This window comes from Paenibacillus urinalis (genome assembly GCF_028747985.1).
Taxonomy (GTDB): Bacteria; Bacillota; Bacilli; order Paenibacillales; family Paenibacillaceae; genus Paenibacillus; species Paenibacillus urinalis.
Genome location: NZ_CP118108.1, coordinates 749,991 through 764,796 on the forward strand (window position 1 = coordinate 749,991; position 14,806 = coordinate 764,796).

Annotated in this window: 12 protein-coding genes; 7 read left to right on the forward strand and 5 right to left on the reverse strand. The window is 44.3% G+C overall.

Translation table 11 applies throughout. The features are described 5' to 3' along the window. Positions 1-277 precede the first annotated feature (277 nt). Positions 278-1,777, forward strand: coding sequence for a 23S rRNA (uracil(1939)-C(5))-methyltransferase RlmD (gene rlmD / locus PUW25_RS03435; protein ID WP_047912948.1), 1,500 nt, complete (start codon positions 278-280; stop codon positions 1,775-1,777). 130 nt (positions 1,778-1,907) lie between these two features. On the opposite strand, the gene PUW25_RS03440 is transcribed toward rlmD, so the two are convergent. Further along, the gene (locus PUW25_RS03440) at positions 1,908-2,849 is read right to left on the reverse strand and encodes a helix-turn-helix transcriptional regulator (protein ID WP_047912826.1); all 942 of its coding nucleotides are present in this window, start codon (positions 2,847-2,849) and stop codon (positions 1,908-1,910) included. A 108-nt stretch (positions 2,850-2,957) separates the two neighbouring features. On the opposite strand from PUW25_RS03440, the gene PUW25_RS03445 reads away from it, so the two are divergent. Then, the gene (locus tag PUW25_RS03445; RefSeq protein ID WP_047912827.1) at positions 2,958-3,407 is read left to right on the forward strand and encodes a VOC family protein; all 450 of its coding nucleotides are present in this window, start codon (positions 2,958-2,960) and stop codon (positions 3,405-3,407) included. Positions 3,408-3,542: 135 nt separating this feature from the next. Here PUW25_RS03445 and PUW25_RS03450 read toward each other — a convergent pair whose 3' ends face one another. The 4 genes from PUW25_RS03450 to PUW25_RS03465 all read right to left on the reverse strand — a co-directional run bounded on the left by PUW25_RS03450 (position 3,543) and on the right by PUW25_RS03465 (position 5,298). Then, on the reverse strand, positions 3,543-4,433 hold the full coding sequence (locus PUW25_RS03450) for a manganese catalase family protein (RefSeq protein ID WP_047912828.1): 891 nt from the start codon (positions 4,431-4,433) through the stop codon (positions 3,543-3,545). A 24-nt stretch (positions 4,434-4,457) separates the two neighbouring features. Continuing rightward, complete coding sequence (locus PUW25_RS03455) at positions 4,458-4,667, reverse strand: YuzF family protein (RefSeq protein WP_047912829.1); 210 nt, start codon at positions 4,665-4,667, stop codon at positions 4,458-4,460. Between the two features lie 25 nt (positions 4,668-4,692). Then, positions 4,693-4,833: a hypothetical protein gene (locus PUW25_RS03460; RefSeq protein ID WP_274338088.1), complete on the reverse strand. Its 141-nt coding sequence runs from the start codon at positions 4,831-4,833 to the stop codon at positions 4,693-4,695. 231 nt (positions 4,834-5,064) lie between these two features. Then, positions 5,065-5,298, reverse strand: a complete 234-nt coding sequence (locus tag PUW25_RS03465) for a hypothetical protein (protein WP_047912830.1) — start codon at positions 5,296-5,298, stop codon at positions 5,065-5,067. A gap of 213 nt (positions 5,299-5,511) precedes the next feature. On the opposite strand from PUW25_RS03465, the gene PUW25_RS03470 reads away from it, so the two are divergent. The 5 genes from PUW25_RS03470 (at position 5,512) to PUW25_RS03490 (ending at position 14,720) form a co-directional block, all read left to right on the forward strand. Beyond that, entirely contained in the window at positions 5,512-6,312 is an 801-nt protein-coding gene (locus PUW25_RS03470; protein WP_047912831.1) for an aminoglycoside phosphotransferase family protein, read from the forward strand. Positions 6,313-6,538: 226 nt separating this feature from the next. Further along, the gene (locus PUW25_RS03475) at positions 6,539-10,999 is read left to right on the forward strand and encodes an endo-1,4-beta-xylanase (RefSeq protein ID WP_274338089.1); all 4,461 of its coding nucleotides are present in this window, start codon (positions 6,539-6,541) and stop codon (positions 10,997-10,999) included. A gap of 151 nt (positions 11,000-11,150) precedes the next feature. Continuing rightward, positions 11,151-13,205 carry a sugar-binding protein gene (locus tag PUW25_RS03480; RefSeq protein ID WP_274338090.1) on the forward strand — a complete coding sequence of 685 codons (2,055 nt, stop codon included), beginning with the start codon at positions 11,151-11,153 and terminating at the stop codon, positions 13,203-13,205. A 164-nt stretch (positions 13,206-13,369) separates the two neighbouring features. Next, positions 13,370-13,939 (forward strand): SF0329 family protein, encoded by a 570-nt coding sequence (locus PUW25_RS03485; RefSeq protein ID WP_274338091.1) that lies wholly within the window; start codon positions 13,370-13,372, stop codon positions 13,937-13,939. 190 nt (positions 13,940-14,129) lie between these two features. Next, positions 14,130-14,720, forward strand: a complete 591-nt coding sequence (locus tag PUW25_RS03490; RefSeq protein WP_274338092.1) for a TetR/AcrR family transcriptional regulator — start codon at positions 14,130-14,132, stop codon at positions 14,718-14,720. Positions 14,721-14,806: the final 86 nt, after the last annotated feature.

Sequence of the window (14,806 nt, forward strand, 5' to 3'; positions counted from 1 at the left end):
TAATGTGAAATCTGATTCAGTATACAGCTGAATTGTTAATGGAGTAATAACTGGAATTCAATTACATTTTAAATCGAGAAAATCAACAAATGAGAGGAATTACACAAAGATGAACAACAACCGCAGCGGTCGTGGAAAAAACCGCCGGAGTAGTGAAGTAAAGGCTGGAGCAGAGAGTGCAGGAGCAGGTAAGGCTAATGGAGGACGTCTTCAAGGGAAGGATCGTCGTGCCGGGAAGACAGGTAACAAGCAGACTGGAGTAAGGTCAAGAACAGGGATGCGGCCACAAGGCGAGGCATCTTTTTCTGCTGTGCACGGACTGCCCGTTGCGAAGAACGACGAGACGGTCATTGATATCATCGGGATGAATCATGACGGTGAGGGTGTCGGCCGTGCGGATGGCTATACATTGTTTGTTGCAGGTGCACTCCCGGGCGAGAAGGTCCGTGTGAAGGTACTGAAGACGAAGAAGCAGTATGGCTATGCGAAGCTGCTGGAGATTATTACAGAGAGTAAGGACCGCGTCGCTGCGCCATGCCCGATCTATGATCAATGCGGCGGCTGTCAACTGCAGCATATGAGCTACGAAGGACAGCTGGCATGGAAGCGCCAGATCGTCGTGGATAACTTGACGCGGATCGGCAAGCTGAATGTGATCGATGGACAACCCGATTATCCACAAGTGGATAACTCCGCTACAGATATGGAAGATACTCACAGTGCTGGGGACAAGCCTGTGTATGAAGGTATTCGAGTGCTTGAGACATTAGGGATGCAGGAGCCATGGCGTTACCGGAACAAGGCACAGGTGCCGATGGGTGAGATCGACGGCGGTCTGATCGGCGGCTTCTATGCCAAGGGCAGTCACCGCATCGTGGACATGGAGCGCTGCATGATTCAGCATGAGCACAATGACGAGGTCGTGGAGCAGGTTAAGCAGATCGGCCGTAGTGTCGGAATTCGAGCATATAATGAAGAAACAGGCAAAGGACTGCTTCGTCATGTGGTCGTGAAGAAGGCGTTCCGCACCGGCGAGATCATGCTTGTGCTCGTCACGAATGGAGACAGCATTCCACATGTAGAAGCATGGATACATGGCATTCGGGAGCAGATCCCACAGGTGACCAGCATCTGTCAGAACGTGAATACGAAAAAAACCAACGTTATCTTCGGAGACGTTACCCGAGTGTTATGGGGCAGTGAGGTCATTTATGATTATATCGGAGACATCAAGTTTGCCATCTCTGCGCGTTCCTTCTATCAAGTCAATCCGGTACAGACTGAGGTGCTGTATGGCAAGACGGTAGAGTATGCCGGGTTGACGGGGAAAGAGACCGTCATTGACGCTTACTGCGGAATCGGGACGATCTCATTGTTCCTCGCTCAGCACGCCGAGCATGTCTACGGCGTAGAGATCGTGAAGGAAGCGATTGAGGATGCGAAGAAGAATGCGGATCTGAACGAGATCACGAACGCCACCTTCGAGACCGGCCCATCCGAGGATGTCATTCCGAAGTGGAAGGAGCAGGGCATTACCCCTGACGTAATCGTCGTCGATCCCCCGCGCAAGGGCTGCGACCCAAGACTCTTGGATACGATTCTGGAGATGCGTCCGGAGCGTGTGGTTTATGTGTCCTGTAATCCATCCACTCTGGCTCGCGATCTGCGCGTCCTGGAGGACGGCGGGTTCAAGACGATGGAGGTCACGCCGGTGGACATGTTCCCGCATACGGTGCATGTGGAGAGTGTAGCGGTGTTAGTTGGAAGGGATCATTAATTCAGTAAGTATTGACGGTATAAAAAAAGAGGGCTGTGGCCCTCTTTTTTATTTCCTATATGAGCCTGACCCGTTAACGAGCCTAATTCCTCTACTACAATAAGCCTGCGAAGTTATCAACTTCTACAATCTACAACTTGTTGTTATAGTGATTTAAAAGATTCTCGATTCGATCTTGGATCATTTGTTTCAATGAAACAGGCTGTATGGATCTTACATAAGGTCCAAATCTCATAAAATAGTCGGCTATAAAAGCTTCTTCTCCTGGATGATAGAAACCCCGTATAACTGTGTTATTGCCACTCTCTAATCTCATCGAAGGATAATGTTCTTTATAAAAAATATCTCGAGCTTCTTCTGAAATCTCGACTTTAAATTCAATACTGTTCTCAGCACGGTAAATTTCTAATGAGCGACTGACGAGTTCTTCTATGGAAAAGGGAGATTCAGCGTCCTCTTCTTCAATAAAAGTTATTCTGTCGCACCTGAATACTCTATGTTTATTCGTATTTAACTCTATTCCAGCAGCATACCATTGACCAAACTTGGCGGAAATTTTGAAAAACTGAACATGGTAACTTTTTTCCTGGTTGTTTTTTGTGTACTGAATACGGCAGCTGTTCTCGTGAAGTATGCTTTTTAGTATTTTGTCTAAGAAACGACTCGCATGATGGTGCTTGTACATTTCAAATTGCAGGATTTTTTTCATTCTGTGAATTTGTTTATTTTGTTCGTTAGAAAGACAGTTTTCAAACTTCTCGTTTAGTTGATTGACACTTAAATGAAAGGGCGTTGATTCATAGGCTTCTAACGTCAGCATGGCAAAATACAGAGCATACACTTCATCCATCGTAAAAATAATAGGCGATAATAATCTGTTTTTTAAGATGCCATATCGTCCATGTCTGCCTTGCTCTGAATAAATGGGCATACCCAATTGCTCTAAGGAGCTAATGTCGCGCAATGCCGTACTTTTGGAGATATCGTATTGTTCCATTAAGTCACTTAGATTGAAGAACTCTCGGCCATTCAAGTATCTAATCATGTCATTTAATCTTTCTGATTTATTCACCGTAAATCTCCTTATAAAGGTGTCAATAGTTGATACCTTTATATTTTATAATAAGCTCAAGGTATACATCAAATGGCCTTACAATATGATCCAAAAGGAGACGGTACCATGAGTGCAACGCTAGAAGTAGCTATTTTCTTATCTATGAATGGAAAAGCAAAAGAAGCGATTGATTTCTACAAACAGCATTTAAATGCAGAGGAATTGTTACTGGTAACCTATGAAGACCTAGCAAAACGTGACAGCTCGATGCAGCTTACGGATGAAAATAAGCATTATATTACTCATTCCGTCTTATCCATTGGAAAAACAAAAGTCATGATCGCAGAAGATCCGATGGATGCCACAGAAAAATATGTAGTTGGCAACAACACCTCATTGTGTATTCAAAGTGCTGATTTAGAAGAAATCGAACATTTTTACAACAGCTTGACTACAGATGATAGGGTAAGAATCATGGTTCCTTTATCCAGCAATGTATTTAGCAAAGCATATGGCATTATTGAGGATCCGTTCGGTATTCAAATTCAATTCATGTACGATGATAGACTAAAATAAAACTTTTGTTTGTAGGTGGGGGCTATATTTGACGTTTGAATATATAACAACAAAGAATAGGATGCTAAATCAATTACGATTTGGCATCCTGTTTTAAATGTTTTCTCATGCTTTGCACTTCAAATAGAGAACACGTTATAAATTTGCCATGAGACGTTTTTTAATTAATTCATAATCGTCCCTAGTAATGCCAGGAGCAAATTCTTCAGGTAATTCCTCTAAGTCTGGAATGGGTGCGCCTTCCGGGGTACCAATTTTCACTTCAAGCGGCTGCCCGTTTTCCGGATTCGTTCCTTTCCAGATCATTCCGATATCCCTATAATCTGTTTCGCTCCATGTGAATAACACATTGCTTAAGCCTTTTTCAATGAACGGTTTGGAATAATCAAATTTTGAGTTATCTAGATTAGGAACCGGAAGCATTTTCGTCAAATCTACCCCTGTAGCAATTTCGATCGCTTTCGCATAGGCGAGGATATGTGTCCCTCCACGAACAAGTAAATACCCAATCATGGTTCTAGCCACTGGATGATCTGTCATCTCATAAACTCTCATTTTATGTGTACGTGCACCAACCTCAAGAAAAAAGTTATGTGTTAAATCTAAGACTAAATTTCCACTATTAAAAACATGATCCCCAGTCCAAGGTCTTCCCATGGAATCACCAGGTATTGCGGTTTGAGCTGTAGAAATAAAATGGTAGGTATTTCTTGCATCCTTCCCATTTTGAAGTGGAGTGATATCCGGATCACCTGGAAAAGTATTGCCTACCGATAACAAATTAATCGCATTAGAAACAAGCTCTACATGACCAAATTCTTCTGCTGTAATGCTTGCCACTAAATCATAGAAGGGTTTTAGCTTTTTTTTATTTCTGAAGTTAAAAGACTGAAACATATAGTTATTTAAGGTGGACATCTCCCCAAACTTGCCGCCCAAGAGCTCTTGTACTGCAGCTGCAGCATTCATATCGCCGTGTGCGGGTACAGGAAGTTCAATTGCTAATTTATTGATTCTTTTAAACATGATTTCCCCTCCACTTTCATTTTGTTAACCAGGAAAAACCCAAATAATTTGCTGGGTACGAATAAAAAAGGGAGTTCCGTTAGATTCGACAACAATGTGATCTGGTAATACGTTTTTCAATAAACCACGAACGCTGCCTCTTATGGTTTGAACAGTAACCACATTACCAACGATCGTTGATAAGGTCTGATAAACATAGGGATCATAAAAGCTTAACAGGTTGTTATTTGTCATTTAGATCCTCCTTTTCCAGTGTGCTTCATAGTGAGTATACGTTTTTCATTAAAGCTGCCCTTATTACTTCGCTGCGGTCCTGGTCTTCGGGCAGCTGTTCGAATTGTTCCTTAAGGTCGTCGTCCAGCTGTTTACGAATTCTAAAAGGTATAATATTACTTTTCATAAAATTACCCCTTTCCGTAGGCTGCTGCCTATCTGTTAAATATGTATTACGATCTGTATTACGTTATTCCTAAAAACATAAAAAAGAAGCCCAGGGCTGGGGGTCCCGGGGCTGTTTTTGCTTATTTGGATAAGGGTAGTAAAAATTTTTCGTCGTCAAAAAGCTTTTTTCCTTTGGAAAAATTTTATGCTTCCCGTATTCATAATATGCCAGAAGGCAGAAAAAAGCCGCTTATTTTGCAGCGGCTTTTTTGTCTTCGCAGTATTTTACTATGGCTTCGTGGCTGTAAGGTTCCCCGTCGGTTAAAAAGAAAAGCTGCTGTACTGGGTCGTACTTCTGCAGCAGTTCCCCCTGTTCTTCCGCGAATTCTGTAGCGCATAATACCAGCTGCGGGCTTACGTAATGTTTTCCTACGGCTTCTTCGACTACTTTAAGCTGCTGATCTATAAGGCGGTCTGCGGTCATTTTTAATATTCGCCCCCTAGAAGTTCTACTAGCTGGTCTACTTTTACCATTACGTCCGGGTTCTTTTCGCGGTACAGTGCCAGCATTTCCCCCAGTAATTCCCGCTGCCCGTATCCAGCGCCCTTTACTTCATTTGAAAAAAGACTGAAAAACAGTTTATTTGACTCTTTTTGTTGGGGAATAGCACATTATAGAAGCGAGGAGTGAAACCTTATGACTCAAGAAGAGGTATTAAGCGGCGGAAACGTAAATCATATCGTTCGTATAGGAGACACCGTTCGACGTCCTACAGGATATTGGAGCACAAGTGTTCATGAATTGCTTACGCATTTAGAAAGACAAGGGTTCGAGGGAGCACCAAAATTTCTTGGCATTGATGAATTTGGCCGTGAGATATTAACATTTGTGACTGGTGATATGAACAAGCCGGAGTTAGAATCGCATACTTGGTGGATGGACGAGACGCTTGTGGACTTTGCCCACCTGTTACGACAATTTCATGATGCGACCCGATCCTTTGTTCCAAGTCCTGAAGCCAAATGGCAGCTTACAGGCCCTGACGGTGCCGAACACGAAGTAATATGTCATAACGATGCCGCGTTCTATAACCTTGTCTTTCAGAATGGGAAGGCCGCAGCACTCATTGATTTTGACATGGCTGGCCCAGGTCCGCGCCTGTGGGATATTGCATATACCCTTTACACGTCCGTACCGCTGGGTCGTTTTACACCTGACTTTTCTTCTGAAACGATGGAAGTAATACAGTATCAGCGTGAAAAAGATGCGCAAGAGCGCCGGCGCCGAATACAATTGTTTTTTGAATCTTATGGATTACCCGTTCCTAACAATATGAAGGAGTGGATTATTGATCGATTGGTTGTACTATGTGATACGATAAGAAACTTTGCAGCTAACGGTAATCAAGCCTTTCAAAAAATGATGGATGAGGGACATTTGGCACACTACGAGAATGAGATTCAATTTATAAAAAAACATTATGAAGACTGGATATAGAGAAGAAGGAAAAATAGCGAGTATTCCTCCATTTCCCGCTCAAGCAAAGTGAGTTTCGAGTTACCTTGAAGTATATCTGAAAAAAACTAAGTTTCACCTTTAATTTGGAGTAAGAATTCCTTGTCACAAAATGGTATTATCTGGGTTGGAGGGAGGTTGATCACATCAAATTATGTAAGCGCTTCACATGAGTGATAAAAATTTTAGTGTGGGGGGATTGCTTCGAATGAGAACATCATTTAAGCAGGCCGTTTCTGGGTTACTTGCAGCGGCTCTGCTTCTTCCGGTCGGCTTGTTTACTCCAGCAGTTAATGCGGCGGATCTAGCGGCATCTGATTCACCAATTGTATATCAAGAAACATTCCAGAATGGTCAAGGCAAGGCAACTCAATCAGGCGGTGCCCAGCTGGAAGCTGTAACAGGCAAGCCGTTTGACGGCAATGAGGACGGAGCAGTTCTGAAAGTTAGTAACCGATCCAATAACTGGGATGGCGTGGACCTTGCGTTCGGTGACCTTGGCTTGGAGGTTGGCGAAGAATATACGGTAACTGCTTCCGTCTATGTGGATGCTGATTCTAACCCACCGGCGGCGGGGCAGGCTGTCCTGGAGGTTGTAACCAATAAGGGCATGGATGGAGAAGGATACACAGGGATTTATTCTTCCGACTTTAAGGCAGGGCAAGGCATTACATTATCTGCCGATCTCTCTGTAGCCAATGTGGACAATACAGCACTTCGAATTAAATCGGATGAAGCCGGTAAGGAAGTATCTTTCTATATCGGGAATATCACAATTACCCAAGAAGAAACACCTGCCGAGCCTACGGTAGTCCTGAACCAAAGCTTTGAAGATGGAAATACAGGAGGATGGAACAAGCTCTCCTGGGGCTCGAACGGAGATACTGCGGTCGTAGATGACGTAGCTTCCGAAGGTACGAAATCTTTGAAGTTCTTTAACCGAGCCGATGAGAAGGCTGTTCCTGCTCTCGTACTTACGGACAAGATGAAATCCGACCGTAAGTATGACATATCCCTTAAGGTTAGACTCGGTTCAGGAGAAGGTCAGTTCCATCTGGCTTCCAAGATGGATTCTGAAATCTTAGCGGATGATGAGAAATATCCTTGGCTTATCGGCAACAAGCTTGTAACCGCTTCCGATTGGACGCTGCTTGAAACCAAAGGCTATGAAGTTCCTTCTAGAACAAATGAGGTCATCATCTATGTTGAACCCTCCAGCAATACTTTAACCTCGGATATTTACATTGATGAAGTCATCATTACGGATGTGACTCCGGGTCAAACTGCACCTGAGATTGTAGATGAGACAGGTATCTCCGCTGACTTTGAGAATGGTTTGGATGGATTCAAAGCACGGAACGGCCGTGAAACGGTAGTTCTCTCTCAGGATGATAACCATACACCTGACGGCAAGCAAAGCCTGCTTGTTACGACGACGACACAATATGACGCAGCCTTAGTTGATGCGGCTGGCAAAATGGCAAAGAATCACGAATACGAGCTGTCTGCTTGGGTGAAAATGGCCCCTGGTGAGGAACCCACAACACTTCGGATCAGTGTTCAATATGCGGACAGCGGCTATGCGAATGTATCACAAAATGCAATCGTTACTGATCAAGAATGGGTACACTTAACTGGTAAGTATACGCTCACTACGACTCCAAGCGTACTCAATGCTTATATCGAAACTGCAAACGACGACGGCGGCAACCGGACCTTCTTTTTAGATGACTTTTCTCTAAAATATTTGGGACCTGTAGCTGCTGCACCTCCAATTCAAGAGAATCTCCCTAACCTCAAAGATACTTACGCAGATGAATTCCTGATAGGTAACATAGTTAATCCTGCTACCTTCGACGAGACTCGGCTCAAGCTTCTGACGAAGCATTACAATGTCGTCACATTCGAGAATGATATGAAGCCGGATTATGCCTATGATACAAACAGAGCATTCGATTTCACCGCAGAAGATGCGCTTGTCAAGCGAGTACAAGATGCAGGCCTTGATATCCATGGTCATGTGCTTGTATGGCATGCACAGTCACCTACATGGCTGCATACGGCAGCGGATGGTGAGCCGTTAAGTCGTGAAGAGGCGCTAACGAATCTAAGAACACATGTGAAGACGGTCGTTGAGCATTTTGGGGACCAAGTGATTTCCTGGGACGTTGTCAACGAAGCGATGAACGATAACCCTGCGAATCCAACCGACTGGAAGAATGCATTACGTAATTCCGGCTGGCTTCAAGCCATCGGCCCTGACTTTATTGAGGAGGCATTCCTTGCGGCCAAAGAAGTCATCGACGAAAATGGTTGGGATATCAAGCTGTACTACAATGACTACAATGATGACAACCAGAATAAATCTACCGCGATCTACAGCATGGTTAAAGAGCTGAATGAGAAGTACGCGGCAGATCACCCGGGCGAGAAACTGATTGATGGCATCGGCATGCAAGCCCACTACAATTTGGGTACTCGGATCGACAATGTCAGAATGTCACTTGAGCGTTTCAGTTCTTTGGGTGTAGAAGTTAGTGTCACTGAGCTGGACATTATGGCAGGCACCAACTCAGTCATGACTGAAAGCGAAGAGAAACAGCAGGCCTATTTGTATGCTCAATTGATGGATCTCTACAAGAAGAACAGTGAGCATATTCCACGTGTTACCTTCTGGGGATTGAATGACAGTACGAGCTGGAGAGCTGAGCAGAATCCAACCTTGTTCGACAAGGATTTTCAAGCCAAAGAGGCTTACTACGCAGTAAATGATCCTGAAAAGTACTTGGCGGACAATGCACCGGAAGAGATTGAATACAAGAAATCAAGCGCTTCCTATGGAACACCAGTGATTGATGGTTCCATGGACAGCGTATGGAGCAACGCTCCAGAATTGAAGCTGGATACCAAGCAAATGGCATGGTCAGGTGCTACGGGAACAGCCAAAGCACTCTGGGATGACGAAAATCTATACGTCTTGGTACAAATCAAAGACGATCAACTGAACAAGTCGAACCCGAATGTATGGGAGCAGGACTCTGTAGAAATATTCGTCGATGAGAATAACGGGAAAACAGCGAGCTACCAAGAGGATGATGGACAATACAGAGTGAACTTCGAGAACTTAGCCTCCTTTAATCCTGCGGAGATCGCTGAAGGTTTTGAATCCGAAGTCTCTGTATCCGGTACCAACTACACGGTTGAAATGAAGATTCCATTCAAAAAGGTAACGCCTGCGAACAATGCTAAAATTGGCTTCGATGCGCAGATTAATGATGCAAAAGACGGCAATAGAATCAGCGTGAACGCATGGAATGACCCATCTGGTCAAGGTTACCAGGATACGTCCGTATTCGGTGAATTGACGCTGACGGGTAAACCCTCTTCCGGCGGCGATAATGGTGGAGGTAACAATGGCGGAGGTAACGAGGGGGGAGGTAACAGTGACGGAGGCAACGGCGGATCCCCAGGTACCACTCCGCAGCCACAGCCTCAACCAGAGCTTCCGGGCAATGGATCCGTTATTGTACCGGTAATAAAAGTCGAAAATGGAACAGCGACAGCAACCGTTTCGAGCGACAGCCTGAATAAAGCCATTGAGAATTCTACTCCTGATGCAAATGGCAAGAAACAGGTGAGCATTGAAGTGCTGACGCAGGCAAATGCACAATCCTATGTTGTGCAATTTCCGACTTCAAGCCTGCAAGACAACAATAATGTTGAGTTTGTGCTTAAGACGGCCAATGCAACACTTCAGATTCCGTCCAACATGCTTTCTAATATTACAGAACAAGCAGACCAAGTCTCTATTCAGATAAACAAAGGCTCAGCAGATCGCTTGAGTGCAGGTGATCGTGCTAATGTAGGCAGTCGTCCGGTAATCGACCTAAGCTTTACAGCTGGTGACCGTGTCCTGGCCTGGAACAATCCTGCGGCGCCAGTAACAGTATCTATCCCGTACACACCTGCCGCACAGGAACTTGTCAATGCACATCAAATCGTCATTCTAAACATTGACAATCAAGGACAGACAACTGTCGTACCGAGTGGACGGTATGATGCTAAATCCGGCTCCGTTGTGTTTAAAACAGCACAATTCGGAACCTATGCTGCAGCCAATGTAACCAAATCTTTTGCCGATATGCAAAAGGTCCTGTGGGCAAAACAAGCCGTTGAAGCGATGGCTGCACGCGATATGATTAAAGGAATCTCTGATGACAGCTTCGCTCCTGCAGCTTCGATCACGAGAGCAGATTTCATCACCTTGCTCGTTAGAGCACTTGAATTGAAGAGTTCGGATCCAAGCACGGCATCCTTCAGCGATGTACAGCCTGCCGCATATTATGCCCAGGCCGTGGCTATTGCCAAAGAACTGGGTATCGCAGCTGGATTTGAAGATAACACATTCAAACCAAGCAGCAGCATTTCGCGTCAAGATATGATGGTGCTTACAGCAAAAGCCCTGAAAGCAGTAGGTAAGCCGGTTACGAGCAACGGAAATCTCGCTCCTTATTCTGATGCAGCTAGTATTTCCGGTTACGCCATGGATAGTGTAGCTTCCCTTGTAGACAGTGGAATTGTCAACGGCAAAGATGGCAAGATTGCCCTATCCGAAACCTTGACACGTGCTGAAGCAGCGGTGGTTCTCTACCGGATTTGGAACATGTAAATGAGAAGTTGAATGATTTCAGTTGATTTTCAAAAGAAGACTTCCCCCGTAGAGATGATCTGACGGGGGAGTTCTTCTATTTAAGTCAGGCGAACCGCTGCCAGACTATACCTAAATTCGTCTTGCTATAGGTACTAGGAGGGGATATCAGATGACAAGAGCAAGAATGTTATTAAAGCCTGTTTTGGTGACAATGGCTGCTCTGCCTTTCGTATTTACAAGTGGTTTCGGTTCGTGGTCGGATGTTTCTGCAGCTCTAACTCAAAAGGAGGGCCATAAAGTGATGTATGTTGGAGAAACCTATACTGTGAAGATGGGGGACAAACAATCAGGTGTAAGTTATCAATGGAGCAGTGACCGTAGTGCTGTGGCATCCGTGGATCAAAACGGAGTTGTTACAGCAATCTCTCCTGGTTCGGCAACGATTACTTGCTTAATCACTAATAATGGGAAAACGACGGTTCAACAAACCAAGATTGTGGTGAATAACGCATCCAAGAAACCATCTCCAGAACCGGGAAAGGTCACTGTTGACGAGAATGGATTCGATTCTAACGGAAGAATGGTGGCTTATTTCGGATCACCTGTAATTGACGGCAATAAGGATAAGGTATGGAGCAGAGCGCAAGCGATTACGCCAAAACATGTATCAGACAATCTCGACACTTCTGCCGAGTTTAAGGCGTTATGGGATGATCATGCGCTGTATATTCTTGCTGAAGTGAAGGACAAAGATTTATCGGTACAATCGGAAACCCCTTATATGCAGGATTCCGTAGAGGTATTCCTTGATGAGTATAACAATAAGACACAAGAGTATGGTACGGACGATTTGCACTATCGGGTGAATTATGAAAATGTTCAGTCTATTGATAACGGCAATCGCGAGCAGATTTATTCTTCTGCGAAAAAGGTGGAAGGCGGATATGTAGTTGAAACACGAATTGCACTCCGATCGAAACCGGAAAATGGAACCGTGATGGGCATAGAACTGCAAGTGAATGATGCTAAAGGATCAGAACGAATCGGCAGCATCAATGTCTTCGATTCATCAGGCAACGCATGGAATGATACAGGAAGATTTGGAGAAGTTTTGCTTACTGGCAAGACCAAGGAGGATATCAGCGGTGTGAATCCGTATGACCTTCTGAATTTGGTGAAGAGCACGATAGAGATGGATTATAAACGATATAGAAATGCTAGTGTCGTACAAGATGCCATAATGAAGGTCGTTTCAGAAAATGTTCTAGACAATAGTAAGCTAAATCAAGATCAAATCGATGATCAGTATGCTGCTCTCAAGCATGCAATCAGTAAATTGGAAATGACAGAAGAAGCGGCAAACGAGAAACATTTCGAAAGAGTTCCAGATGAATATCGGGTGCAGAGTGAAGAACCGGGAACGATTCAAAGCTTAACGTACAAAGCACCTAATGTAGAGAACGGCACAGACGACAAGCGAGTGAATGTATACCTTCCTCATGGATACGATCCTGCGAATACAACGAAGAAATATAACGTCCTATATTTAATGCACGGCGGCGGGGAGAATGTAGATACGATCTTTGGAGGACCTGGCCAGACGAAAGAGCTGAAGATGATTATCGATAACATGATTGCCAAAGGAGATATTGAGCCTCTTATTGTAGTAACACCTTCCTTCTATGGCGGGACCAATGACACGGCTACATTCCACGAGGAATTGATTAACATTGTGCTTCCTTTGGTGGAGACCGAGTATAATACCTATTCCGAAACAGCCAGTTTGGATGATTTAAAAGCTTCCAGAGCGCACCGGGCATTCGGTGGATTCTCCATGGGTTCTGTGACGACCTGGAATACTTTTGTGCATGCGCTTGATTATTTCAAATATTTTATGCCATTAAGTGGTGACAGCTGGGTCGTGGAACAGAGAGGCGGGGGCATTAAACCCATGGAAACGGCTGAATATTTGGCGAAGGCTGCGACAGATGCCGGATATGGACCGAAGGATTTCTACGTATTTAGTGCTACAGGCAGTGCAGATACGGCTTATCCAAACTTGAAGCCTCAGATCGATGCCATGAAGCAGTTAACCGATACCTTCATCTATTCCTCGGATAAGGAAAAGGGGAATTTCTACTTTATCGCAGCTGACGGCGGCACGCATGCTTGGTATTGGGTGAACCAGTATATATATAACATCTTACCGGACTTGTTTGAATAAATAGATTCATTGGAAGAAGGAACCCTCCAGGAATAGTCCATGTACGGGTTATTTGATGCTTTGAAGACTTCATCACATTACGGTATGATTGAAGCCTAAGAGCAGAATCAAGGCCGCCTATTGATGGGATGCTTTTGTTAAGAGAATATAGGAGGAACATGGACATGTCCTGGAGTAAATTGAAGCAGCAGCTGGAGAGCTTCCTCTCACCTGCGTTAGTTGGAAGGGTTGAATACCGGGCAACCAGTTACCGTTATGCAATGAATAAATCAGGAGATTGTTATATTGCCGTAGACAAAAAGAATGTCTTCAATATGAGTGATACAACCAGCTCCATCCGGTGGTATCAAACAGAGCAGGAGATTAAGAGTGACCCAGAATTGCAAATTCCGATCAGCAATGAAGAAATTGAAGGGGTAAGAAGTGATACCAAAGGAACCGTTCCGGAGGATCGTCTCGTCGTCATTGCACGAAGCAGAAAAATAACGGTGCTTGCGAAAGAGCTATTGTCAGCACAGACCTCATTAAGTAAATCCAATTTTGTCGTTACAGCGAATAAGTTCTTATCCACTTCTATAGAAGAAAGCCTGGAGAGTAATGATATCTTATTGAATGTACTAGCCTTAGTGGATCGGCGTCTTGGCAAGAAACGAATCTTAAACATGGCAGAGAAGATCAAGTTAAAGCATCCTATAGTTCAGTATTTTTATGAGCTGCGGCGCAGCACGTTATAAAAAAGAAACAAGTCAGCTTCGTAACACGAAGAGCAGCCAATGATATGGACTGGACCTCCATTGTTAGTCGTGTCTAACAAATGGGGTACAGTTCAATAACACTTGGCTGTTTTTTTCTATAACTGCCAGATTACCTGCCTGTAATATATGCTATACTGGAACATAATTCAAAAAAAGAGGTCCCCAAATCATGGCACGTTACAAGGAAGAGCAATCCAAGCATATTCGGGAAGCACGCAGAATTCAAATCCTGAATGCCGCGCTGAGGGTTTTTGCGGAGTACGGGGTAGAGGGCACGAAGATGAGTATGATCGCTAAGGCTGCTGATCTAAGTCACGGTCTGATGTATCATTATTTCGAGTCTAAAGAAGAACTGCTTACACATAGCCTCCTCTGGGCAATGGAAGGTGCTGATCAATTGATCGAGGAGGTCCGAGCTTCGTCAGCGAATCCGCTGGACAAAATAGCGCACTTTACCCGTTCAGCCATCTCCGCAGGAAGTCATGATGTATTTCGCATGATCCAAAGCTGTATGAAGCATCCTGATCTTGATGAAGAGACAAAGAATCTGATCAGTCAGACGAGTGAGAAATATGTATCTTTATTAGTACCTATCGTTATTGAAGGACAGCATCGCGAAGAGATGATTAAAGAAGACCCTGAGATGCTGGCTAATCTTTATTTGACCATATTGTCTGGACTGATTGCTGACGATGTGAATTGGCTTCATCAAAATTTGGACTGGAATATACGTATGCTGCTCAGAGTGATTCAAAAATAACAAATTCGCTACATAACCTGATTATAAACGAACGAAGCCCTTCTGCGATCCGAGAGGAAAGCGGAAGGGTCTTTTTGTTCCTTCAG

Coding starts and splice junctions, on each gene's coding strand:
- rlmD (WP_047912948.1), top strand. CDS start 278: ATGCGGCCACAAGGCGAGGCATCTTTTTCTGCTGTGCACGGACTGCCC.
- PUW25_RS03445 (WP_047912827.1), top strand. CDS start 2,958: ATGAGTGCAACGCTAGAAGTAGCTATTTTCTTATCTATGAATGGAAAA.
- PUW25_RS03450 (WP_047912828.1), bottom strand. CDS start 4,433: ATGTTTAAAAGAATCAATAAATTAGCAATTGAACTTCCTGTACCCGCA.
- PUW25_RS03455 (WP_047912829.1), bottom strand. CDS start 4,667: ATGACAAATAACAACCTGTTAAGCTTTTATGATCCCTATGTTTATCAG.
- PUW25_RS03460 (WP_274338088.1), bottom strand. CDS start 4,833: ATGAAAAGTAATATTATACCTTTTAGAATTCGTAAACAGCTGGACGAC.
- PUW25_RS03465 (WP_047912830.1), bottom strand. CDS start 5,298: ATGACCGCAGACCGCCTTATAGATCAGCAGCTTAAAGTAGTCGAAGAA.
- PUW25_RS03470 (WP_047912831.1), top strand. CDS start 5,512: ATGACTCAAGAAGAGGTATTAAGCGGCGGAAACGTAAATCATATCGTT.
- PUW25_RS03475 (WP_274338089.1), top strand. CDS start 6,539: ATGAGAACATCATTTAAGCAGGCCGTTTCTGGGTTACTTGCAGCGGCT.
- PUW25_RS03480 (WP_274338090.1), top strand. CDS start 11,151: ATGACAAGAGCAAGAATGTTATTAAAGCCTGTTTTGGTGACAATGGCT.
- PUW25_RS03485 (WP_274338091.1), top strand. CDS start 13,370: ATGTCCTGGAGTAAATTGAAGCAGCAGCTGGAGAGCTTCCTCTCACCT.
- PUW25_RS03490 (WP_274338092.1), top strand. CDS start 14,130: ATGGCACGTTACAAGGAAGAGCAATCCAAGCATATTCGGGAAGCACGC.